The organism is Bradyrhizobium amphicarpaeae, assembly GCF_002266435.3.
GTDB classification, from domain to species: Bacteria; Pseudomonadota; Alphaproteobacteria; order Rhizobiales; family Xanthobacteraceae; genus Bradyrhizobium; species Bradyrhizobium amphicarpaeae.
Genome location: NZ_CP029426.2, coordinates 4,052,454 through 4,075,977 on the forward strand (window position 1 = coordinate 4,052,454; position 23,524 = coordinate 4,075,977).

Genomic DNA, 23,524 nt, shown 5'->3' on the forward strand with positions numbered 1-23,524 from the left:
AAGTGGGCAGCCACGACCATCACGGTCATCACCACCATGATCATGCCGACCACGGTCATGGTCACGACCACAATCACGGCCATGTCCATGCGCCCGCGAATTTCGGCAGGGCCTTCGCGATCGGCATTGCGCTCAACACCGCGCTGGTGGTGGCAGAGGCGATCTACGGCTATCTCGGCAACTCCACTGCGCTGCTCGCCGACGCCGGTCATAATCTGTCCGACGTGCTCGGCCTGGTCGTGGCCTGGGGCGCCTCGATCGCGGCACGGCGGGCGCCGAGCGGCCGCTTCACCTACGGTTTTCGCGCCTCCACGATTCTGGCCGCGCTCGCAAACGCCGTGTTCCTGCTGGTCGCGACCGGCGCGATCGGCTGGGAGGCGATCCTGCGGCTGCGCGAGCCGGAGCCGGTCGCGGGCATCACGGTGATGGTGGTCGCCGGCATCGGCATTCTCATCAACGGTTTCACCGCCCTGCTGTTCGCGAGCGGGCGCAAGGACGACATCAACATCGAGGGCGCCTATCTGCATATGGCCGCCGACGCCGCGGTCTCGCTCGGCGTCGTGGTCTCGGCCGCGCTGATCATCTGGACCGGCTGGCTCTGGCTCGATCCCGTCACCAGCCTCGTCATCTGCGCCACCATCCTGTGGAGCACCACCAGCCTGTTGCGCGGCTCGATCGACATGTCGATGGCGGCCGCGCCCAAGGGCACCGACCTCGCCGCGATAAGAGCCCTCCTGCTCGCGCGTCCGGGCGTGTCGGCGATCCACGATCTCCACGTCTGGCCGATCTCGACCACCGAGACGGCGCTGACCTGCCACCTCGTCATGCCCACTGGGGCCGGCGATGCGTTCCTGATGGAGACGACGCAGTTGCTGAAGACGACCCATCGCATCGGCCATACCACACTTCAGGTCGAGACCCATCCGGACAATGGCTGCGCGCTGGCGCCGGATGATGTGGTGTGACCGCGCTCAGGCTTCGGCGCGGTCGGCCCGGCCCGCTCTGGCCCTGAGCCAATCGAACACCACACTCCCCAGGATCGCGCTCGAGCCGGCAAGGAAGGGAATGACGTAATAGGCGTAGCGATTGAGCCCATAGATGAGGAAGGTCGGAAACGCGGCACTGACCATCGCCAGCAAGATCATCAATGTGCCACCGGCGACGAGGCGGCCGCTCGGCCACCGAACCAAACCCGCATGGCTCGCAGGGACGCCAATCAGAAACACGAGAGCGAGGCCGAGTGTCGCGGAGGATAGCCACCAGATCAGACCCGGGAAATCGTCGTACTCGGTCGAAACCCGCAACCCACAACACAACGCGACCAGATCCGAGCTCGGCGCGTAGCCACGCGCAAAGAGGCGGTTCAGGTTGAGCTGAAACTGATCCGCGGTCGGCAGCAGCCGCGACAATGGCCACCAGGGCTTGTAGTAGTCCTGAATCAGCTGTCCGGGCTTCAACCCGGTCGGGCTGCCAAAGAACGGGAACCTGTCGCGTTCCATGAAGAACTCGTAGCCCTGCGGACTGGGCGTCCGCCGCGCCACCGAATTTGCGTCGAACAGCAGGAAGAACATCTCCCGGAGAAAGTGTTTGGTGAGGTGTCGATAGAGCGTCGACGGCGTCGTCAGCGTTTCCACGAAGATGTCACGCACCACCCTCTCGAGATCGGTATCGTTGTCGCCGGCCTTCGCCAGCCGGTGCATCGCGCCGAACGGCCACTGATAGACCTCGATGTCGGGCCATCCCCGAGGCGTGTCCTCGGCACGCATCTGCTCGACATACCCCCGCGCCTGCGCCTTCCGGTCGAGATGGACGCCGTGCTCGAAATCGCCGGAATAGCCGACCACGAAGGCCATCACGGCCAGGGTCTCGTTACCGGCAGGGCGCTTGCCGATCGCCAAATTGATCGCTGCCGGCGTCAGATAGACGACTGATGCGAGAACGCCTGCCAGGGCAAGTACGCCGATCCGGCGCAGGAGCCCTGTGTCCAGCACCACCACCAGCCACAACAGTATGACGGCAGCCTGTCCAACCGCCGCCGACCGGCAGGTCATCACCGCGCCGAGCGTCAGGCCCACCGCCGCTGCCGACGGCACCGCTGGCCATTTCCTCAATGCCGCGCCCGCGGCGATGAAGGCCGCTAGACTGACCAGGAAGTTGGAGATCGTCTCCGCACCGATCGTATTGTCATAATGGATGATGCGGCCATGCAGCGCCGCCAGACAAAAGGCCATTAGCGCGAAGACGCGCGGCGCGCCGGCAAGACGCACGGTCCCCGCAACGAAAAGCGCGGTGCCGACGCTCATCAGGTGCTGCGCGATGACGAACACGAGGATGTGCGGGCCGAATAGTTTCGACAGCAGCGCAAGGAAGGCGGCCACGCCATACGGCCGCTTCATCACATCCTCGAGATATTGTCCTCTCAGGATGGATTCGGTCTGGATGATATAGGCCGCACTGTCCTCATGGATGAAGTTGTCCGGCCATACCACCAGGAAAGCCAGGTGAACCATCAAGGCGAGGCCGATCGCACAAACCCAGACCCAGAACCACGCGATGGAGCCTGCCCACCGGGGCAAGGCGGACCAAAGACCGGTGCGCTGGATCAGTGCTGGATTCATCTCGATGCTCGCAACCGGAAGTTCGGGGCGACTACGTCGCCTTCGCGGTCACGATCCAGATCGCGCCTTGCAACGCGACGCTCTGCCCCTTCTGGAACGGCGCGAGCATCTCGCGGATCGAGGCTCTTGCGGCCGCGTATGTCTCCGGCGGATGTCCCTGCAGCGCGCGGCTGGCGGGGCCGATCTGCAAAGCGCCATCCACCGCGGCATCGAGGCCGCCGCCGATCGCGACGTCCATCGGAAGATTATGCGGCTCCATCGCCATGTCGACGAAGCCGGCCCCCTTCAGGATGCGCATCACGCGTTCTTCCGAGGCGAAAGCGAACGGCCCCGGCTCTTCCGGCCCGACCGGGGGCATCTTCGGCACGTGTTTGTACACCGCCATCAGCGGCGCCATCATCCACGGATTTTCCTTGGGCTCGCGCCAGCAGGCGAAGGCGAGCCGCCCGGTCGGCTTCAGGGCACGGCGGAGATTGGTGAAGGACGCAACGGGATCAGCGAAGAACATCACGCCAAAGCGCGAGACGAGCAGATCGAAGCTCGCCGGCTCGAACGGATAGACGGTGGCATCAGCCAGCACGAAATCCAGCGGCAGGCCTTTCGGCGCGAACGCGCGCGCCTGCGACAGCATCGGCTCGGAGACGTCGAGGCCAAGCGCGAATCCGTCGGGCGCCACTGCCTTGGCGAACGCGAACGTCGTCGCGCCGGATCCGCAGCCGATATCGAGAACGCGCTCTCCGGGCATCGGCCTGGCGCGGTCGATCAGCGCCTCGGCAATCGGTCCGAGCAGGCTCTCCTGCGCCGCATGGCGATCGGCCCAGCGCTGCCCGCTCGGTCCGTTCCAATAGGCGATCTGGTCGGCGTTCTCTGCGTGTCCGCTGGGCTGTTGCATGGTGTCCCCGGTCATTCCCATTCGCGATGCGGTCCGTTGCGGCTCTGCAACCACACCGCGGCGATACCACGTCCGGATGTCCAGCGCACCTTTCGGGAGCTAAAGCAGCTCGCGCCGCTTCTCCGAGCGCGCGGCTCTGAAGCTAATGTTGGGCCGCGCCGGCTTGGCTTGCTTGCCGAGCCGAAGCTCGCGAAGCGAGCGAAGGCTGGTGGGCGGTCACGGATTCGAACCGCGGACCCTCTCGGTGTAAACGAGATGCTCTAACCAGCTGAGCTAACCGCCCCTCGCCGCCTCTTTATCCCTACCCGCCCTTGGTCGGCAAGCCCGACCTCAATCCTGCGGCCTCCCCGGCAGCAGTACCACCGCGTCGATCCAGACCGCCGCCGACTGGCACCAGATCTGCCGAACGGGCCGCAATTTGTCGCGCTGACGGATCGAGCCCCAGCGGATGCCCCAATCGTCGGCCTGGTCGCCTCGCCGCTGGTGAACAGCGGGGAACCGCAATCGGCGCAGAAGTGCTGGAAGCGCATCCGGCCATTGTCGCCGCGCTTGCCGTAGATCTTGGGCGTGCCGGCGGTGAGCTTGACGTCGGTCCCGCTGCAGATCGCCGTCACGCGGAACGGCGAGCCGGTCAGCGTCTGGCAGTCGGTGCAGTGGCAAACCGAGACCGACTCGGGTTCGATCTCAGCCTCGAAGGTGATCTGCCCGCAATGGCATTGCCCGTCGACCTGCATCTCCCCCTCCTTGCCGCCAAAACAAAAACGGCGCCCGAAGGCGCCGTTCTATCATCTTTTCGAGTTGCGATCTCAGTGCGCGGTCAGGCCACCGGCGGCTTCGTCGCCGTCCGGCTTCACCGTCACCTTGGTGTCCTCTTCCCAGACGATCGGCACCGGCTTCCTCACCAGAGCCTTGGCGACGACGTCGTCGAGGCGCGAGACCGGGATGATCTCCATGCCGCCCTTGATCGCATCGGAAATCTCCGTGAGATCCTTGGCATTGTCCTCGGGGATCAGCACCGTCTTGATGCCGCCGCGGGCCGCAGCCAACAGTTTCTCCTTCAAGCCTCCGATCGGCAGCACGCGGCCGCGCAAAGTGATCTCGCCGGTCATCGCGACATCGTGGCGGACCGGAATGCCGGTCATGACCGAGATGATCGCGGTGGCCATGGCGACGCCCGCCGACGGACCGTCCTTGGGCGTCGCGCCTTCCGGCACGTGCACATGGATGTCGCGCCGGTCGAACAGCGGCGGCTCGATGCCGTAGGTGATCGCACGCGAGCGGACATAGGACGCCGCCGCGGAGATCGACTCCTTCATCACGTCGCGCAGATTGCCCGTGACGGTCATCTTGCCTTTGCCCGGCATCATGACGCCTTCGATCGTCAGCAACTCGCCGCCGACATCGGTCCAGGCCAGGCCGGTGACGATACCGACCTGCGGCTCGCTCTCGATCTCGCCATAGCGGTACTTCGGCACGCCCAGAAGCTCTTCGAGGGTCTTCTCCGTGACCTTGACCGACTTCTTCTTGGAGATCATCAGCTCCTTCACCGCCTTGCGGGCGAGTGTGGAGAGCTCACGCTCCAGATTACGCACGCCCGCTTCGCGGGTGTAGCGGCGGATCAAGAGCAGCAGCGCGTCGTCGTCGATCGAGAACTCCTTGGAATCCAGGCCGTGCTTGGACACCGCGTTCGGGATCAGATGCTTGCGCGCGATCTCGACCTTCTCGTTCTCGGTGTAGCCCGCGATCCGGATGATCTCCATGCGGTCCATCAGCGGGCCGGGAATATTCAGCGTATTCGCGGTCGTGATGAACATGACGTTCGACAGATCGTAGTCGACCTCGAGATAGTGGTCGGCAAACGTCCCGTTCTGCTCGGGGTCGAGGACCTCGAGCAAAGCCGACGACGGATCGCCGCGGAAATCGGCGCCCATCTTGTCGATCTCGTCCAGCAGGAACAGCGGATTGGACGACTTCGCCTTGCGCATCGACTGGATGATCTTGCCGGGCATCGAGCCGATATAGGTGCGGCGGTGACCGCGGATCTCGGCCTCGTCGCGCACGCCGCCGAGCGAGACGCGCACGAACTCGCGCCCCGTGGCCTTCGCGATCGACTTGCCGAGCGAGGTCTTGCCGACGCCGGGAGGACCGACGAGGCACAGGATCGGTCCGGTCAGCTTGTTGGCGCGCGACTGCACCGCAAGATACTCGACGATCCGTTCCTTGACCTTCTCGAGCCCGTAGTGATCGGAGTCCAGCACGGCCTGTGCGGCTTCCAGATCCTTCTTCACCTTGGACTTCTTGTTCCACGGAATCGACAGCAGCCAATCCAGATAGTTGCGCACGACGGTCGCTTCCGCGGACATCGGCGACATCTGGCGCAGCTTCTTCAATTCATGCTGCGCCTTGTCGCGCGCTTCCTTGGAGAGCTTGGTCTTGGAGATCTTCTCTTCGAGGTCGGCGAGCTCGTCGCGACCATCGTCGTCGCCGAGTTCCTTCTGGATCGCCTTCATCTGCTCGTTGAGATAATACTCGCGCTGGGTCTTCTCCATTTGCCGCTTGACGCGCGAACGGATCCGCTTCTCGACCTGCAGCACCGAGATCTCGCTCTCCATCAGGCCCAGCACCTTTTCGAGGCGCGTGGTGACGGACAGCGTCTCCAGGATACCCTGGCGATCCGCGATCTTGACGGCGAGATGCGAGGCAACGGTGTCGGCGAGCTTGGCGAAATCGGTGATCGCCTGCACGACGCCGACGACCTCGGCCGAGATCTTCTTGTTGAGCTTCACATAGCTCTCGAAGTCGGACACGACCGAGCGCGACAGCGCTTCCGCCTCGACCGACTTCGCATCAGTGTCGGCCAGCGCAATGGCGGTCGCTTCGTAATAGTCGGCGCGATCGGTGTATTTCTGCACGCGCGCACGCTCGAGCCCTTCGACCAGCACCTTCACGGTGCCGTCGGGAAGCTTCAAGAGCTGCAGCACGCTGGCAAGCGTACCGGTCTCGTAAATGGAGTCGGGCGCCGGATCGTCGTCGGACGCGTTCTTCTGCGTCGCGAGCATGATCAGCGCGTCGTTCTTCATCACCTCTTCGAGCGCGCGAATCGACTTCTCGCGGCCGACGAAGAGCGGAACGATCATGTGCGGGAAGACGACGATGTCGCGCAGCGGCAGCACGGGATAGGCGTGCGTTTCGCCATGAACGATGGTTGGCCGGGGTTTTGGATTAGTCATGGCCTTTTCCTTTTGCTTTGCCCCCTTGCACGCAGCCCGCCATGCTCATGCGCAACCGCCACAAGGTGCCGAGGTGATCCGCAAAACCGATCGGTCCGTTTTTCGCGTTGGACCGGCTCGCCGGATCGGAACTGAGGCGAATCTGGAAGAGAAGTTTCGCTCGCCGCCGACATTAGGTGGCTATCGACCCGGGGGGTGTCAAGTCATTGAAAAACACGCGCCATCAGGCGCTTACGCAACGCAATAAGCGACGCAACACCGGCTGCGGAGATACACGTCCGCAGCCCGACTTCGAGGGTACGATTGGAGCGTTCCAGCGCCGGACGATCAGGCGCTGGCGTTCTCGACGGCGCGATCGGACCGATCGGCGTAGATGTAGAGCGGACGCGCCGTTCCTTCCACGACTTCGCGCGAAATCACGACCTCTTCCACACCTTCCAGGCCCGGCAGGTCGAACATGGTCTCGAGCAGGATCGCCTCGAGGATCGAACGCAAGCCGCGCGCACCGGTCTTGCGCTCGATCGCCTTGCGGGCAACCGCGCCAAGCGCCTCGTCGGCGAAGGTCAGCTCGATGTTCTCCATCTCGAACAGCCGCTGGTACTGTTTCACCAGCGCGTTCTTCGGCTCGGTCAGGATCTTCTTCAGCGAGGCCTCGTCGAGGTCCTCGAGCGTCGCCACGACCGGCAGACGGCCGACGAATTCGGGGATGAGGCCGTACTTCAGGAGATCCTCAGGCTCGACGTGACGGAAGATCTCGCCGGTGCGGCGGTCTTCCGGCGCCATCACCTGGGCCGCGAAACCGATCGAGGTCGACCGTCCGCGCGCCGAGATGATCTTGTCGAGGCCGGCGAACGCGCCGCCGCAGATGAAGAGGATGTTGGTGGTGTCCACCTGCAGGAATTCCTGCTGCGGATGCTTGCGGCCGCCCTGCGGCGGGACCGAAGCCACCGTGCCTTCCATGATCTTCAGCAGCGCCTGCTGCACGCCCTCGCCCGACACGTCGCGCGTGATCGAGGGGTTGTCGGACTTGCGGCTGATCTTGTCGATTTCGTCGATGTAGACAATGCCGCGCTGGGCGCGCTCGACATTGTAGTCGGCGGACTGGAGCAGCTTCAGGATGATGTTCTCGACGTCCTCGCCGACATAGCCGGCCTCGGTCAGCGTGGTCGCGTCCGCCATCGTGAACGGCACGTCCAGGATGCGGGCGAGCGTTTGCGCGAGCAGCGTCTTGCCCGAACCGGTCGGACCGATCAGCAGGATGTTCGACTTCGCGAGTTCGACGTCGTTGTGCTTGGTCTGGTGGTTGAGGCGCTTGTAGTGGTTGTGCACCGCGACCGACAGGACCTTCTTCGCGTGGCTCTGGCCGATCACGTAGTCGTCCAGGACCTTGCAGATTTCCTTCGGCGTCGGAATACCGTCGCGCGACTTGACCAGCGAGGATTTGTTCTCCTCGCGGATGATGTCCATGCAGAGCTCGACGCACTCGTCGCAAATGAAGACGGTGGGACCCGCGATCAGTTTGCGGACTTCGTGCTGGCTCTTGCCGCAGAACGAGCAATATAGCGTGTTCTTGGAGTCGCTCGTGCCGACCTTACTCATTCCTGTCTCCGTCCGCGGTTCGATTCCGTTCCGCTCGATCGCTTCATTCCGACACGATGGCCGGCATGAAGCTTAAGTAGAGCAAATTCCGTACCAAAAAAGACCCTACGCATTACTTCCCGTGCGAATCACGGTCACGCGATTCTCCGCGATCATAGCCGATCGTTCGTAGCCAACCATGCTGTCACCCGACTATCAAGAATTCGCTAATCGGGGGCTGCCGACCATCCGTGACAATACCGTGATTTCCGGTCTTGGCACGGGCGAAGTGATCGAAATCACCCCGGCGTTGCTGGATAGCCACGAAAAACAAGCACGAAAGCGGAACTTTCTGCCTGTCGCAGGGCGCAAAACCCCGTTGTGCGACGCGCCACGCGGCCATAGCGTGAACGCCACCTGATGGTGACAAGCGATCTCTGAGGGATCGCCGTCACACTCCAGTAGTGCTACGGGGCTTTCGCCGCCGGCTCCTCGGCGCGCTTGTCGATGACCTTGTCGACCAGGCCGAACTCCTTCGCGTCGGCCGCGGTGAGGAACTTGTCGCGTTCCAGCGCATCCTCGATCGCCTTGTAGGTCTGGCCGGTGTGCTTCACGTAGATCTCGTTGAGCCGCTTCTTCAGGTTCAGGATTTCCTGGGCGTGCAGCATGATGTCGGTCGCCTGGCCCTGGAAGCCGCCGGAGGGCTGGTGCACCATGATGCGCGCGTTCGGCAGCGAGAAGCGCATGTCCTTCTCGCCGGCGCAGAGCAGCAGCGAGCCCATCGAGGCGGCCTGCCCCGTGCACAGCGTCGACACCGGCGGACGGATGAACTGCATGGTGTCGTAGATCGCAAGGCCCGACGTCACCACGCCGCCCGGCGAGTTGATGTACATCGAGATTTCCTTCTTCGGATTTTCCGCCTCGAGGAACAGAAGCTGGGCGACGACCAGCGTCGACATGCCGTCCTCGACCGGACCGGTCAGGAAGATGATGCGTTCCTTCAAAAGGCGCGAGAAGATGTCGTAGGCGCGCTCGCCACGGTTGGTCTGCTCGACCACCATGGGCACGAGGTTCATGTAGGTTTCAACCGGATCGCGCATGAGTCACCTAGGGTTTTCGGAGACGGACATCGCCGGGCCTGGCCGCCAGTTCTGGCTGGATCTGCCGGAGGGGGATGGACGTCCTGTGATGCAGGAACTTGGTAGAGATAGATAGAAGGGCGTACCGACAGATATAGCCCAATTCGGTTCTGACAAGTGCGGAGCGAATTAAGGCTTAATCCGGGGGGCAGTTGAAGCTGATTCGCACGAAGAGGCCCAGCCGGCCATCTGGCTAGCTGGGCCTCTTCGCCGATCATCCTTAATAGGTGACTGCGTCAAACCCTTCAGGCCGCGGTCTTTTCCGCCTCGTCGTCCTTGTAGAGGTCCTCGCGCGAGACCTTCTTCTCGGTCACGTTGGCGAGCTCGAGGATGAAGTCGACGACCTTGTCTTCATAGATCGGTGCGCGAAGCTGGGCCAGCGCCTGGGCATTGCTGCGGTAATAGTCCCAGACCTCCTTCTCGCGGCCGGGCATCGAGCGGGCGCGCTCGATCACGGCGCGGCCGACCTCGTCGTCGGTCACGGTGATCTTGTTCTTCTCGCCGATCTCGGAGAGCACGAGACCGAGCCGCACGCGGCGGTCGGCGATCTTGCGGTACTCTTCCTTGGCCTTGTCTTCGGTGGTGTCCTCGTCGGCGAAGGTCTTGCCGGCGGAGTCCATCTCGGCCTTGACCGAGTTCCACATCAGATTGAACTCCTCGTCGACCAGCGAGGGCGGCGCCTCGAAGCGATGCGCTTCGTCGAGACGGTCGAGCAGCGCGCGCTTGACGCGCTGGCGCGTCGCGCCGGCGAACTCGGCAACCAGCCGCTCGCGTGCGGCTTCCTTGAGCTTGTCGAGCGATTCCAGGCCGAGCGTCTTGGCGAACTCGTCGTCGATCGCGACGTCCTGCGGCGCTTCGATCGTGGTCGCGGTGGTCTCGAACTCGGCCGGCTGGCCGGCGAGCTTGTCGTTCATGTAGTTCTTGGGGAACGACACTTTCAGCGTGCGGGTCTCGCCCGCGCCGATGCCGGTGAGCTGTTCCTCGAAGCCGGGGATGAAGGTGTTCGAGCCGATCACGACCTGGATGCCTTCGCCGGTGCCGCCCTCGAAGACTTCGCCGTTGATGGTGCCCTTGAAGTTGATGGTGACGCGGTCACCCGACTCGGCCTTGGCGCCCTCGGCCTTCGCGGCGTAGCCGCGGTTGGTATCGGCGATGCGCTTGATCGCCTCGTCGACGTCGGAATCGGAGACCTCGGCCACGGGCTTCTCGACCTGGAAGGTCTTGAAGTCGGCGAGTGCGATCGCCGGCACCACCTCGATCGCGACCGTGTAGGTCAGATCGGTCTTGCCGCTCAGGAGCTCCTCGACCTCGGCCTGCTCGCTCGGCATGGTGATCTTCGGCTCGGTCGCAAGGCGGAAGCCACGCTCCGAGAACAGCTGCGTGTTGGTGTCGCGGATGGTCTGGTCGATGGTCTCGGCCATCACCGAGCGGCCGTAGACCTTCTTCAGGTGCGTGACCGGTACCTTGCCGGGGCGGAAGCCGTTGATGCGGACCTTGTCCTTGAGGTCGACGAGCTTGGCGCCGGCCTTGGCGTCGAGATCAGACGCGGGAACGCTGATCTTGAACTCGTGCTTCAAACCTTCCGAGAGGGTTTCTGTGACCTGCATGGCGTCCAATCTTCTTCCCGTTCGGTCCCGGCGCGCATGCGTCGGGACGCTGTCATTAATCGATCCGGCGCGAGGCGGACGCCTCAACGCCGGTGCTTCATCGAACCGGCTCCCGGCGGACGAACATCCGCGCGAAAGCAGGTCTCGTAATCCGTGCAAACGCGATAAGCGCTTGGTGCGGGCGGAGGGACTCGAACCCCCACAACTTTCGTCACTGGAACCTAAATCCAGCGCGTCTACCAGTTCCGCCACGCCCGCGTGAATTTGCATCAAGACCGGCCGCGATGCCGCGGGCGGCCGGGCTTATAACATGCGCCTGACTGTTCGCAGCAAAAAAATGGCCCGATCGAGGCAGGCTTTACCTAGGCACGGCGGCTGGACTTATCCAGCGCGGCGTGGTCGGGATCGGCTCATGACACCTGGGATATTCGAGCCGAACAGACGCGAGCTTTTGGCCGGGCTTGGAGTGGCGCTCGGCGCGTCCGCGGGTGGGCTGATGGCTGGGGGAGCGGCTCCGGCCGTGACCGCCCAGATCGCCCTCCAGGCACGGACCACAAGCCTGGCTCTCAAGCCGGATCGGCCACCGACACCAATCTGGGAGCTGGCCGCGGCCAGTCATCTCAGGGACGTCCGTCTCAGGCGGGGCGACCGTTGCGAGCTGGTATTTCGGAACGACCTGCCTGTGCCGCTTGCACCAGTCTGGTACGGCCTGAACAGCGGGGCCCCGACCGACCCGTTGCGAGGGCGCGCGCCTGCCCCGCCAAATGCGGTCGAAACATCAATTATTTCAATGCTGAACGCGGGGACCTTGTTGGCTGACTTTCGCCTCTTCGAGGACGATCAGAAGCAGCCTGTCCGTCCGCTTCCGGTCATCGTCGCCGAATCCAGCCCAGTCACCGTCGATCGCGACGTCGTCCTGCTGATCGAGGAATGGCGCCTGCGCCCGGATGGCACCGCGGTCCCGCCTGGCCAGGCCCCGAAGGATGCGATGCCGCTCTACACGATCAACGGGCAAACTTCATTCGAACACTCAGCGATGGGCAATCAGCGGCTGCGGCTGCGCTTGATCAACGGCTCGCAACGCACTGTTCTGGCAATCAAATTGGAAAGCCACGACGTCCAAGTGATGGCCCTGGACGGGCAACCGGCCGAGCCGTTTTCGGCCCGCAACGGGGCCCTGGTGCTGGCGCCCGGCGCGCGCGCGGACGCATTCGTGGATGCGGCCACATCGGCCGCGTTGCTGCTGCATGACGGCAAGGAGGCTCGCCAGGTCGGCCGCCTGAAGATATCCGGCCAGCTCGATCGCCGGGTGCCGCTGATGCCGGCGCAGCCCCTCCCTCCGAACGACCTGCCCGAGAAGCTCGACCTGAAAGGCGCCCTGCGGTTCGATGTCGCGCTCGGCGCCGCAGACGCGGGCTGGGCACGGCCGGCGAGCTTTTCCACCGCCTCCGCCCCCATCTTCCGCGCCGGGACCGGCCGCACCGTGGTGCTGGCCGTCAAGAACAGCGCCCCTGTCACCACCGTGTTCCACCTGCACGGCCACCCCTTCCGCCTGCTCGACAGGCTCGACGACGGCTGGAAGCCCTACTGGCTCGACACGCTCGCGATCGAGCCCGGCCAGATCCAGCGCATCGCCTTCGCGGCGACCGCGCCCGGACAATGGCTGATCGAATCCGTCGCCACCGACTGGGCCGCGCCGCGGCTGGTGCGGTGGTACGCGGTGGAGTGAAGCGGACTCAATATTCGATGCCGAGCGCATCATAGATCCGCCGGTGCACGGCCGGCAGCGTCTCGGTCAGATCCTCCGCGATCAGGCCGGGCCCGGCCTCACGTGCGGCCTCGCCGTGCATCCAGACGCCGATGCTGGCGGCCTCGAACGCCGGCACGCCTTGCGCCAGCAGGCCAGCGATGATGCCGGCGAGCACGTCGCCGGCGCCGGCGGTGGCGAGCCAGGGCGGCGCATTGGCCGCGATGGTCGCGCGGCCGTCGGGGGCCGCAATGGTGGTGTCCGGGCCCTTCAGCAGCACGACCGCGCCGGAGCGTTCGGCGGCATCGCGCACGCGCTCCAGCTTGGAGCGGCCAGGATTCTTGTTGCTGAGGTCCGAGAACAGGCGCGGAAACTCGCCCTCGTGCGGCGTCAGCACCACCGCATTGTCATGTGACGATTTGATCGATTCGAACAGCCGCGCAGGGTTTGCGGCAAAGCTCGTCAGCGCATCGGCATCGAGCACCAGATGACGCTGCGCGTTAAGCGCCGTGTGAACGAGATCGCAGGTGCGTTCACCGATGCCGGCGCCGGGGCCGATGATGCAAGTGTTGTAGCGCTTGTCGCCGAGCAGCTCGCCGAACTCGATCGCGGTGTCGACGGGGCGAACCATGACCGCCGTGAGCGCGGCCGCGTTGATCGCCAGCGCATCGCGCGGGCTCGCCAGCGTCACCAGCCCCGCGCCGGCGCGCAAGCTCCCGCGCGCGGCCAGCCGCGCAGCGCCGGTCGCCGCCGCATCGCCGGAGACCGCCAGCACATGCCCCCGCGCGTATTTATGGCCGTCGATGCGCGGCACTGGAAAGGCGGCGCCCCAGACATCCGGATCGTTCTCGAAGGTCCGCGGCGCGATCTCGTCGAGCACCTGCGCGTCGATGCCGATGTCGGCGACACGCACATGGCCGCAATGCATCCGGCCCGGCAACAACAGATGCGCCGGCTTCTTGCGGAAGAAGGTGACGGTCTCGGTGGCGTTCACCGCCGCGCCCATCACGGCCGCGCTGGTGCCGTTGATGCCGCTCGGCAGGTCGACCGCGAGCACCACGGCGCCGTTGCTATTGATCGCCTCGATCATCGCACGCGCCTCGCCATCGACGGGACGGCTGAGGCCTGCGCCGAACAGCGCGTCGATGATCAGCGCGGGCCGTCCGATCGCCTGCGGATTGAACGGGAGCACCGGGTGCTTCCAGCCGCGCGCGGCCGAGGCCGCGTCGCCCTGGAGCTGGTCGCGCTCGCACATCAGGATGATCGAGACCTCGCGCCCCTGCGCGGCGAGCTCGGCGGCGGCGACAAAACCGTCCCCGCCATTGTTGCCGGGGCCGGCCACGATCAGGATCGGCCCCTCCTCCACCAGCGCATGGGCGGCATCGGCGACCGCCTGCCCCGCGCTCAGCATCAGCTTGAAACCCGGCGTGCCGGCCGCGATGGTGAGCTGGTCGGCACGCTGCATTTCAGCGGTGGTCAGAACTTCCATGCCACTTCCCTGGTCCAAACGCCTTTTCAACAGGCACGTGACGTGCCGCCCCACCCTGGGGAACATCGATCTGCACACATATTGAACCGTTTGCCTATTTCGTAGTCTTCGGTATTTTGTGCAGGTCGGCGCCACTGCTCAGAGGTGCACGTTAAAAGGCTGATAACGCTCCAATAATCAGGGCATTTGCAACTTGGCATAGACCCTGCTTTCGAGGAAGCCGCTTCGGTTCGTCGTGCTCACTGGCATCTATCAGAGTGTGGCCGGCCGTTGATGCCGGACTGGTCAGGGGTTTCAGGCATAGCGAAGACAAGATCGTGCGTTAAGAAAGCGCATCCTGACGAAGACGTTGCTATTTGTTCAAGGCCGGGAGGCGCGCAGTGAAGAAAATCGAAGCCATCATCAAGCCATTCAAGCTCGACGAGGTGAAGGAAGCGCTTCAGGAAGTCGGCCTTCAGGGCATCACCGTCACCGAAGCCAAGGGCTTTGGCCGGCAAAAGGGCCATGCCGAGCTCTACCGCGGCGCAGAATACATCGTCGACTTCCTGCCCAAGGTGAAGATCGAGATCGTGATCGGCGACGATCTGGTCGAGCGCGCCATCGACGCGATCCGTCGCGCCGCGCAAACCGGCCGCATCGGCGACGGTAAGATCTTCGTCTCCAACATCGAAGAGGCGATCCGCATCCGAACCGGCGAATCCGGGCTGGACGCTATCTGAGCCGGGTGCTATCCCGAATTTTGCGACACTGCGACTAGAATGAAGGCTGCTTCGGCGGCCTGATTTCGTTTGTGCGGTCGCGCAAAACTCGCTCGAGCGAGAATAATTTTGCTCATCTGGAAACCGACCCGCAGAGCCAAAAGGGGTATGCATGAAGACCGCCAAAGACGTCCTGAAATCGATCAAGGACAACGACGTCAAGTACGTCGACCTGCGCTTCACCGATCCGCGTGGCAAGTGGCAGCATGTGACGTTCGACGTCAGCATGATCGATGACGACATCTTCGCCGAAGGAACCATGTTCGACGGCTCCTCGATCGCCGGCTGGAAGGCGATCAACGAGTCCGACATGTGCCTGATGCCCGATCCGGTCACTGCGACGATCGACCCGTTCTTCGCCGAGACCACCATGGTCATCACCTGCGACGTGCTCGAGCCGACCACCGGCGAGCCCTACAACCGCGACCCCCGCGGCATCGCCAAGAAGGCCGAAGCCATGGTGAAGTCGATGGGCGTGGGTGACACCGTGTTCGTCGGTCCCGAAGCCGAATTCTTCGTGTTCGACGACGTGCGCTTTTCGGCCGAGCCCTACAAGACCGGTTTCCGGCTCGACTCCTCGGAGCTGCCGACCAATTCCGACACCGAATACGAAGGCGGCAATCTCGGCCACCGCATCCGCACCAAGGGCGGCTATTTCCCGGTGCCGCCGCAGGACTCGGTGCAGGACATGCGCTCGGAAATGCTCGGCGCCATGGCCAAGATGGGCGTCAAGGTCGAGAAGCACCATCACGAAGTGGCTTCCGCCCAGCACGAGCTCGGCATGAAGTTCGACACGCTGACGCTGATGGCCGACCACATGCAGATCTACAAGTACTGCATCCACCAGGTCGCGCACATCTACGGCAAGACCGCCACCTTCATGCCGAAGCCGATCTTCGGCGACAACGGCTCGGGCATGCACGTGCACCAGTCGATCTGGAAGGACGGCAAGCCGGTGTTCGCCGGCAACAAATACGCCGATCTCTCGGAGACCTGCCTGCACTACATCGGCGGCATCATCAAGCACGCCAAGGCGATCAACGCCTTCACCAATCCGTCGACCAACTCCTACAAGCGTCTGGTCCCGGGCTATGAGGCTCCCGTGCTGCTCGCCTACTCCGCGCGCAACCGTTCGGCCTCCTGCCGCATCCCCTACACCGCTTCGCCGAAGGCCAAGCGCGTCGAGGTTCGCTTCCCCGATCCGATGGCCAATCCCTATCTCGGCTTCGCCGCGATGCTGATGGCCGGCCTCGACGGCATCAAGAACAAGATCGATCCGGGTCCGGCGATGGACAAGGACCTCTACGACCTTCCGAAGGAAGAGCTGAAGCAGATCCCGACCGTCTGCGGTTCGCTCCGCGAGGCGCTGGAAAACCTCGACAAGGACCGCGGCTTCCTCAAGGCCGGCGGCGTGTTCGACGACGACTTCATCGACGCCTATATCGAGCTGAAGATGACCGAAGTCGCCCGCTTCGAAATGACCCCGCACCCGGTCGAGTTCGAGATGTATTATTCGGGCTAAGCGGCCTGAACCGTCTGCGACAAGCAAAAGGCGCTTCCGAAAGGAGGCGCCTTTTCGTTTTTCGGCTCGAGGCGAACCTAAGCCTTCTGCCGCGCGATCCGCAGCCCGTCCGCCCCGATCGTACCGAACGTGCCGGCGATGATCTCAGCTGTCGGCTGCATGCCGCCGAGCGACCAGTGCGAGGGATCCTGCTCCTCGATCCTGACCCAGACGTTACGGCGGAAGTCCGCATTGCCCTGTCCTTCGATCTCGACCAGGAGATCGGTGACGCGATCGAGCAGCGCCTTCTTCTGCGCGGCATCCAGGATGCCGCGGACGGTGGAAATGGTGACGTAAGGCATGTCTCTCTCCAATCATGTCGTGTGACGACGGGGGCAGATTGACCCGAACGTGACCGGCGAGGCAGTGGCGGATAAGACAGAGATCGGGCAATTTCCGCCACGCGGTCCGCGCACCGATCGGACAGGATCGCCGCGTCCCGCCTGGAGCTCCCCATGAAGCTTGCAATTCTGGCCGTGGAAGGCTGCATGCACTCTGCGATTGCCGGCGTCGCCGACATCCTCTCGCTCGCCAATCACGTCATGCAGCAGAGCGGTGCAAAGCCCCGCTTCAGCTGGCAGACACTCTCGCTCGACGGCAAGCCCGTGCGCGCCGGCGGCGGGCAGATAGTCGCGGCCGACGGCGCGGTCGGAGCACGGGCGCGCTTCGACGCGATCCTCGTCCCCGGTAACCTCGTCGATCACGTCACGGCCGAGCGCCTGCAACCGCAATATGCCCGGGCCGGCGCCTGGCTCCGGCAGCAACACGCGAACGGCCGGCTGATCGGTGCGTTCTGCAGCGGGGTGTTCCTGTTGGCCGGAGCCGGCCTGCTCGACAACCGCCGCGCCACCATCACCTGGTGGCTGCAAGGCGAGCTGCGGCAGCGTCATCCCACGATCGACCTCGCCGCCGACGCCGTCATCACGGCTGCGGACCGCATCGTCTGCGCAGCCGGCCCGATGTCGTGGGTCGACCTGCTGCTCAGATTGATCGAGATGGTCGAAGGCAAGCAGATCGCAAAATTATGCGCGGACTACGTCGTCATCGACACCGCGCAGCGCACCCAGTCGATATTCATGCCGGTCGGCTATCTGCTCTCGCAGGACCCGCTGCTGACCAGGGCCGACCTCTTGGTTCGCCGCCCCGGCAAGGCTCCCATGACGGTCAAGCGGCTCGCCGGCGCGCTCGGCCTCAGCGAGCGCACGCTGAACCGGAAGTTTCAGGATCTCACGCACGAGCCGCCGCAGGCCTTCATCATGCGCCGCCGCGTCGAGCATGCGCGCACGCTGCTGGAGACGACGACGCAGCCGATCAAGGCGATCGCACGGACGGCCGGCTATGAGGACGAGAGCAGCTTTCGCAAGGCCTTCCGGAAATTGACCCTGATGTCACCACAGGCCTATCGCGCGCGGCGGACAGAGCGCACGGCGTGAGCCGCCCCCGGGACATCCGCTTTCGTTCCGCATCCGACTCCACTTCGTTCTCAAAGAACAAATCAGGGCCGGAAAAATCAGGGCGGAGCAATTCCTACTGATTGGTTTATCGCGTCCAGAATGGAATGCTCGAGTGCATGGCGCCACTCCAAGTATGGCGGATCATGCCTCCGGCTGATCCGGCATACGCAATCGCACCGATCGTCACCTGTCCGGAAAATTCACACCGATCTCCGTCACTACTGGCGCCCATTTCACCAGCGCCGCGCCATCCGACGCCGCCTTCACGCCGTCACCCGACAGCGACCTTGGCGCGCCTGTCTTGCCGCCGAAGCGGATCGTCACCGTGCAACCGCCTTGCAGCGGCCGGCTGAGCGCGCCACCCTTCCAATCGGTGACGAAGCCACCATAGTCCCATTCGAAGCCGCTGACGAGGAACGGCTTGCCGTTGGCCTTCTGCACGTCGGCAAGGCTGGATCCGATCGTGACGCCGGCGACATTCCAGACGTTCACCTTTCCCGCGTCGCGCAAGGTCAGGCCGGAGGCGCGTCCGGCCTTGTCGTCGGTGAAGGCGATCTCGATGCGACGGTCCCCCGCCTTCGGGAACAGCACGACGCCCTTGTAGCGTTCGCCCTCGGCGCCCGGCAGCTCCTGCACCACGGCGTCCTTGCCGTAGCGCTGCTTCAGGCTCCGCTCGGTATCGTCAGGCGCAACCGGCGCAGCGCAGCTGATCGGGCCCTCCCGCGGCGGCGCGCTTTGGGCGAATGCGCAGGACGCGAACAGGACAAGGACTGTGGCAGTGAAGCTGCGTATCATCGAGAGGCAATCCAATCCCGGGAACGAGCTGGAAGTCGTGCGGACGCCTGACCGGACACGATACAAAGCACGATCATGTTTCGGATTGAACCACAACAAGTTCTCAATTCTTCGGCTGGCCGAAATCGAGCGGCGGCGGCATCTCGATATCAGGAATTTCGATCTTGATCTTGTCCAGATCCACCTTCCTGGGAGCGTCCAGCAACCCCGTGACGGTGATCGGGAATGCGATGACGACCGCGACCATGATCGCCTGCAGGCCGATCCATGGCATCGCGCCCCAATAGATGTCCGAACTTTTGACCTCCTTCGGCGCCACGCCCCGCAAGTAGAATAGCGCAAAGCCGAAGGGAGGATGCAGGAAGGAGGTCTGCATGTTGACGCAGAGCATGACACCGAACCAGATCAAGGCAGCATCCGCCCCGACGACGGGAGTGAGCAGCTTCTGCGCGATCGGCGCGATCATCGGGATGATGATGAAGGCGATCTCAAAGAAGTCGAGGAAGAAAGCGATGAAGAAGATGAATAGGTTCATGAAGATCAGGAAGCCCCAGACCCCGCCCGGCAGGGATGTCAGCATGTGCTCGAGCCAGACACCACCATTGCAACCGAGGAAGACGATCGAGAAGCAGGTCGATCCGATCAGGATGAACGTCACCATGCAGGTGATGCGCATGGTGGTCTCGTAGCCCTGCTTGACCAGGATGCGCAGGTCCGGAATCCTGATCGCCTCGATGCAGACCCAGGCGACCGCGAGATAGGCGATCGCGAAGGCGATCTTGAACACCAGATTCGGCGTGAAGTAGATGCCGATGATGGTGCCGACACCCGCGGCCGCCACGCCGATGAGCAATATTTTGTGCCCGGCCGAGCTGAAATCCTTGTGATGGATGACGGCAAGAACGATGGCGCCGACTGCGCCCATCGCGCCCGCTTCGGTCGGGGTGGCAAGGCCGAGCATCATGGTGCCGAGCACCACGAAGATCAGGACGGCAGACGGGATGATGCCCAGAAGGCATTTACGCCAGAGCGCCCAGCCCGTCAGCGTCCTTGCTTCCTTCGGCACCGCCGGGACGTGGCCGGGCTTGATCACGCTCAGTACGAACGTGTAGCCGGCAAAGAGTGCGATCTGGAGGATCGATGGGCCCCAGGCGCCGAGATACATGTCACCGACCGACTTGCCGAGCTGGTCCGCGAGCACGATCAGAACCAGCGAGGGTGGGACCAGCTGGGTGATGGTGCCGGACGCTGCGAGCACGCCGGTGATGTAGCGCATGTTGTAGCCGTAGCGGATCATCACCGGCATCGAGATCAGCGCCATCGCGATCACCTGCGCGGCCACGGTGCCCGTAATAGCCCCGAGGATGAAGCCGACGATGATCACGGAATAGCCGAGACCGCCGCGGATGGGGCCAAACAGCTGCCCCATGGAATCCAGCATATCCTCCGCGAGGCCGCATCGTTCGAGGATCGCGCCCATGAACGTGAAGAACGGAATCGCCAGCAACAGTTCGTTGGCGAGAACGCTGCCGTAGATGCGCTCCGGGATGGCCTGGAGGAAGCTGAACCCGAAGAATCCTTCGTGGATCGCGAGGAATCCGAACGAAAGCCCGAGGGCGGCCAGCGTGAAGGCGACGGGGAACCCGATCAGCATTGCCAGGACCAGCCCGCCGAACATCAGCGGCGGCATCATCTCAATCGTGATCATTGGGTCGGCCGCTCGTATTTCGCATCGATCGTGACTTCACCGCGCAAGGCGGCCGCGCGTTTGATGGCCTCCGAGACGCCTTGCAGGGCGACCATAAAGAACCCGGCCGGCAGGACGAACTTGATCGGCCACCGCATGAGGCCGCCGGCGTTGTTGGACATCTCGCCGATGACGAACGAGTTGTAGAACATCGACCATGAGAGGTAGCTGAGAAGCACGCACGCCGGGACGAGGAAAACCAATGTCCCGATCAAGTCGAGCCATAGCTGGCCGCGTTCGGACAGCATGAGGTACATGATTTCGACGCGGACATGCTCGTTGCGTTTGAAAGTATAGGACGAGCCGAACATCACGACGACAGCGAACATATACCACTGCGTCTCGAGCCAGCTGTTGGAGCTATAGCTGAAGGCATACCGGATCATCGCATTGATAGCGCTGACCGCGCAGGCCGCGAGCACCAGGATGTTGCAGACGTTGCCGACCTTTTCGTTCAGCCAGTCGATAGCCGTACTCACCGCCAACAATGGGCGCATCGATGCCTTTTCCCCGCTCGCTGAGTGCTGACCCCAAACGAGCAGGACCGTGACGCCAAATCAGCGTCCGTCCACTTCCGCGCGGGAGCTAGTCCACCCTCCTGATGCTTCCGCCCGTTCTTGTTGCCGGTTTTTGGCAAGACCTGTCAGGTCTTACCCGCCGCGTGAAGCAAGATACATTTACCGTCGGCCGATTTAGGGTCAACCAGAAAATGGACAATGTGCCGCAGCGACGCCGAAAATTTGGTCGCAGTGATGAACCCGGTTGGCGTGCAGCGCTTCCGGCAATCCGATCCTCGAAGGGACTGCCTAGCCCTCGACGTCGTACTGCTTGCAGAGGTGGTCGCCGATCTGGACGAGCATCGCCACGCATTCGGGGTAGCCGGGCCGATCCGAAGTGGCCCGGTCTGCACTGGCTCGAAACTCCCAGGAACGACCATCGCGGAGGATCGAGATTGTCATTCCATCGGGACAGTCGGCGTGAACCTTCAACTCGGCCTTGGCCATGGCGATCAGTTCGCTTTCCGTCTTCACAGGTCTGCTCATGAAGGTCATCCTCCGCCTCGGGACAGAACCTAAATTGGATCTGCCAGCCCCGCCAAGCAAGTCTGGCCGATCAAGCGCCTCCCGGCATTGGGATAGCGCAACGCGACCCGACCCGCTCAGGGTCACTCTCGAGAGGCGTCGGGCAAAACACCCGGTCAAGCCCCCCGCATCAAAAATATTCTACTTTACCGAATTTCGGATTTGTGGCATACGCTCGCGCATCCCGGCCCTGCCAGAGGGGGCGCTTCGCGATCGTCACGAGATGCGGGCCGGGGTGCGGTGGACGCGGTAGCGCCGGCGCGATTGCGTGGGGACAAGGGCGGGCGACCGTTGAGTCCCGGCGCGATGCGCATACGACACGGCGCGGTCACAGCGGTTTGGTCGATGGTCCGGGGTGCGCACACCAAGCCCCGGGCGCTGAGGCCAAATCGTCCGCGGACGGAGAAGTCGTGTGGTCCCGACGCCCGCGGTTCTGGCGCCATGCCTTAGCGGTGATGCGGCGGCCCGACCGGGCACGCGCATCAGCCATCCGCAAGGCGACGGGGGCAATAGTGCATCGCTCCCCGAGGAGAGCGCGAAGGACACCGTTAAAACCATCCGCGCAGGGAAGGCCGGGCGACCGGCAACACCTGTGGTCCACCCCGTGTGCATTTCTGTTGCGCACGGATTGCGGGTGCCGCCGGCGCCCGGCCTTCCCTGCGCCCTTTGGCCTTTCAAGGAGCGCGAAACGACATCAAGCCTCGGGCGAAACGCGCCGCGAGATCGCGATGCCTTGCCGCGATGCCTTGCCTCCACGAGACTGCGATTTGAGATGGACCGAAGTCGCCCTGCCCCGCCGCGCCGCCCGCTCACTTCAACAGCGGCAAGGCGCCCTTCAGGACGTCCTCGCCCCATTCCTGCACGAAGTGCCCGGCCGCGGCGAGCTCAACCGGGGCGGGACAGTTGCGGATGGTCTGGCGCATGTCCTCCATCACGACAGGCCCCAGGACGGGATCGGTCATGCCGATCACCATCGCCGTCGTCCCGCTGTAGTCGTTGCGCCACCAGTCGCGGGCCTTGCGGGAGATCGCGGCGCCGCCGGCGTCGGGCCGGTCGGGCACGAGGTTCGGGAAGCGCCGCACGCCCGCCTTGTAGGTGGCATCGGGGAACGGCGCGTCATAGGCCGCGGCCTCCGCGGGCGAGAGCTGCGGGCAGGCGCGCGCCATCAGCCTGCCGACTGCCATGTCCGGATTGGCGTTGTTCCAGGCGCGCCAGTCGAGGAAGCCCTTTGTCAGCGGGCGGTCTCCGCTCGCCAGCGTGGTGTTCATGATCAGCAGCGCCTCGAACCGGTCGGCCATCTCCATCGGGATGGTGAGGCCGAGCAGACCGCCCCAGTCCTGGCAAACCAGGGTGATGCGACGAAGATCGAGCGCGCGGATCAGCGCCATCAGGCTGTCGCGGTGGAAGTCGAAGGTGTAGACCGCCTCCTCAGCCGGCTTGTCGGAGCGGCCGAAGCCGAACATGTCAGGCGCGACCACCCGGTAGCCGGCGTCGACGAGGCCGCCGATCATCTTGCGGTAGAGATAGCTCCAGGTCGGCTGGCCATGCAGGCAGAGCGCGACGCGGGCGTTGCCCGCGCCCTCGTCGAGATAGTGCATCCGCAGCCCCGCATAGCCGGGGAGATCGTCCCTGTAGTGTGGCGCGAACGCATAGCCGGGCAGACCGGCAAAGCGCGCATCGGGAGTCCGCAAAGCCGTGATCGCCATGGTCGAAACCTCCTCGTTGTCGACGCGCCGCATGCCGTCAGCTGTCGTCATTTGTTCATTGGCGGCATCTATAGCTCACACCCGGCGCCAACAATGGCGTTCACCCACGGCGAGGTCGAAC

19 protein-coding genes, 2 tRNA genes and 1 pseudogene are annotated in these 23,524 nt (G+C 64.0%); 6 read left to right on the forward strand and 16 right to left on the reverse strand.

The annotated features are described in order from the left end of the window. Positions 1-2 precede the first annotated feature (2 nt). Entirely contained in the window at positions 3-965 is a 963-nt protein-coding gene (locus CIT40_RS18815) for a cation diffusion facilitator family transporter (RefSeq protein ID WP_162307563.1), read from the forward strand. Between the two features lie 6 nt (positions 966-971). On the opposite strand, the gene CIT40_RS18820 is transcribed toward CIT40_RS18815, so the two are convergent. The 6 genes and pseudogenes from CIT40_RS18820 to clpX form a co-directional block, all read right to left on the reverse strand. After that, positions 972-2,618 carry a hypothetical protein gene (locus tag CIT40_RS18820; protein WP_094891773.1) on the reverse strand — a complete coding sequence of 549 codons (1,647 nt, stop codon included), beginning with the start codon at positions 2,616-2,618 and terminating at the stop codon, positions 972-974. 31 nt (positions 2,619-2,649) lie between these two features. Then, positions 2,650-3,510: a class I SAM-dependent methyltransferase gene (locus CIT40_RS18825; protein WP_094892049.1), complete on the reverse strand. Its 861-nt coding sequence runs from the start codon at positions 3,508-3,510 to the stop codon at positions 2,650-2,652. A gap of 206 nt (positions 3,511-3,716) precedes the next feature. Next, positions 3,717-3,793, reverse strand: a tRNA-Val gene (locus tag CIT40_RS18830). Between the two features lie 47 nt (positions 3,794-3,840). Beyond that, a pseudogene (locus CIT40_RS18835) lies at positions 3,841-4,244 on the reverse strand (GFA family protein). Positions 4,245-4,316: 72 nt separating this feature from the next. Beyond that, positions 4,317-6,740: an endopeptidase La gene (lon, locus tag CIT40_RS18840; RefSeq protein ID WP_094891774.1), complete on the reverse strand. Its 2,424-nt coding sequence runs from the start codon at positions 6,738-6,740 to the stop codon at positions 4,317-4,319. Positions 6,741-7,067: 327 nt separating this feature from the next. Beyond that, positions 7,068-8,339, reverse strand: a complete 1,272-nt coding sequence (gene clpX, locus CIT40_RS18845; RefSeq protein ID WP_094891775.1) for an ATP-dependent Clp protease ATP-binding subunit ClpX — start codon at positions 8,337-8,339, stop codon at positions 7,068-7,070. 178 nt (positions 8,340-8,517) lie between these two features. Between clpX and CIT40_RS18850 the strand changes: the two genes are divergently transcribed. Next, the gene (locus tag CIT40_RS18850) at positions 8,518-8,739 is read left to right on the forward strand and encodes a hypothetical protein (RefSeq protein ID WP_148667215.1); all 222 of its coding nucleotides are present in this window, start codon (positions 8,518-8,520) and stop codon (positions 8,737-8,739) included. 46 nt (positions 8,740-8,785) lie between these two features. Here the strand turns inward: CIT40_RS18850 and CIT40_RS18855 are convergent, their stop codons facing one another. The 3 genes from CIT40_RS18855 to CIT40_RS18865 all read right to left on the reverse strand — a co-directional run bounded on the left by CIT40_RS18855 (position 8,786) and on the right by CIT40_RS18865 (position 11,322). Next, positions 8,786-9,418, reverse strand: coding sequence for an ATP-dependent Clp protease proteolytic subunit (locus CIT40_RS18855; protein ID WP_094891777.1), 633 nt, complete (start codon positions 9,416-9,418; stop codon positions 8,786-8,788). A 284-nt stretch (positions 9,419-9,702) separates the two neighbouring features. Continuing rightward, complete coding sequence (tig, locus tag CIT40_RS18860) at positions 9,703-11,064, reverse strand: trigger factor (protein ID WP_094891778.1); 1,362 nt, start codon at positions 11,062-11,064, stop codon at positions 9,703-9,705. Positions 11,065-11,237: 173 nt separating this feature from the next. Further along, positions 11,238-11,322 (reverse strand) — tRNA-Leu (locus tag CIT40_RS18865). A gap of 154 nt (positions 11,323-11,476) precedes the next feature. Here CIT40_RS18865 and CIT40_RS18870 point away from each other — a divergent pair. Next, a complete protein-coding gene (locus tag CIT40_RS18870; protein WP_094891779.1) occupies positions 11,477-12,793 on the forward strand; it encodes a multicopper oxidase domain-containing protein in 1,317 nt (438 codons plus the stop codon). A gap of 7 nt (positions 12,794-12,800) precedes the next feature. Here CIT40_RS18870 and CIT40_RS18875 read toward each other — a convergent pair whose 3' ends face one another. After that, positions 12,801-14,300, reverse strand: a complete 1,500-nt coding sequence (locus tag CIT40_RS18875) for an NAD(P)H-hydrate dehydratase (protein ID WP_094891780.1) — start codon at positions 14,298-14,300, stop codon at positions 12,801-12,803. Positions 14,301-14,680: 380 nt separating this feature from the next. On the opposite strand from CIT40_RS18875, the gene CIT40_RS18880 reads away from it, so the two are divergent. Together CIT40_RS18880 and glnA are read left to right on the forward strand one after the other, a co-directional pair. Further along, a complete protein-coding gene (locus CIT40_RS18880) occupies positions 14,681-15,019 on the forward strand; it encodes a P-II family nitrogen regulator (protein ID WP_007603495.1) in 339 nt (112 codons plus the stop codon). Between the two features lie 151 nt (positions 15,020-15,170). Beyond that, positions 15,171-16,580: a type I glutamate--ammonia ligase gene (gene glnA, locus CIT40_RS18885; RefSeq protein ID WP_094891781.1), complete on the forward strand. Its 1,410-nt coding sequence runs from the start codon at positions 15,171-15,173 to the stop codon at positions 16,578-16,580. A gap of 77 nt (positions 16,581-16,657) precedes the next feature. Here the strand turns inward: glnA and CIT40_RS18890 are convergent, their stop codons facing one another. Further along, positions 16,658-16,921 (reverse strand): tautomerase family protein, encoded by a 264-nt coding sequence (locus CIT40_RS18890; protein WP_094891782.1) that lies wholly within the window; start codon positions 16,919-16,921, stop codon positions 16,658-16,660. Positions 16,922-17,074: 153 nt separating this feature from the next. Between CIT40_RS18890 and CIT40_RS18895 the strand changes: the two genes are divergently transcribed. After that, positions 17,075-18,052: a GlxA family transcriptional regulator gene (locus CIT40_RS18895; protein ID WP_094891783.1), complete on the forward strand. Its 978-nt coding sequence runs from the start codon at positions 17,075-17,077 to the stop codon at positions 18,050-18,052. Between the two features lie 204 nt (positions 18,053-18,256). On the opposite strand, the gene CIT40_RS18900 is transcribed toward CIT40_RS18895, so the two are convergent. The 5 genes from CIT40_RS18900 to CIT40_RS18920 all read right to left on the reverse strand — a co-directional run bounded on the left by CIT40_RS18900 (position 18,257) and on the right by CIT40_RS18920 (position 23,454). Then, a complete protein-coding gene (locus CIT40_RS18900) occupies positions 18,257-18,868 on the reverse strand; it encodes a hypothetical protein (protein ID WP_094891784.1) in 612 nt (203 codons plus the stop codon). Between the two features lie 103 nt (positions 18,869-18,971). Beyond that, positions 18,972-20,576: a TRAP transporter large permease gene (locus CIT40_RS18905; protein WP_094891785.1), complete on the reverse strand. Its 1,605-nt coding sequence runs from the start codon at positions 20,574-20,576 to the stop codon at positions 18,972-18,974. Further along, positions 20,573-21,112, reverse strand: coding sequence for a TRAP transporter small permease subunit (locus tag CIT40_RS18910; RefSeq protein ID WP_094891786.1), 540 nt, complete (start codon positions 21,110-21,112; stop codon positions 20,573-20,575). Before CIT40_RS18910 ends, CIT40_RS18905 begins: the two co-directional genes overlap by 4 nt. Positions 21,113-21,421: 309 nt before the next feature. Continuing rightward, on the reverse strand, positions 21,422-21,658 hold the full coding sequence (locus tag CIT40_RS18915; RefSeq protein WP_094892050.1) for a hypothetical protein: 237 nt from the start codon (positions 21,656-21,658) through the stop codon (positions 21,422-21,424). Positions 21,659-22,506: 848 nt separating this feature from the next. After that, positions 22,507-23,454, reverse strand: coding sequence for a haloalkane dehalogenase (locus CIT40_RS18920; RefSeq protein WP_202975460.1), 948 nt, complete (start codon positions 23,452-23,454; stop codon positions 22,507-22,509). Positions 23,455-23,524: the final 70 nt, after the last annotated feature.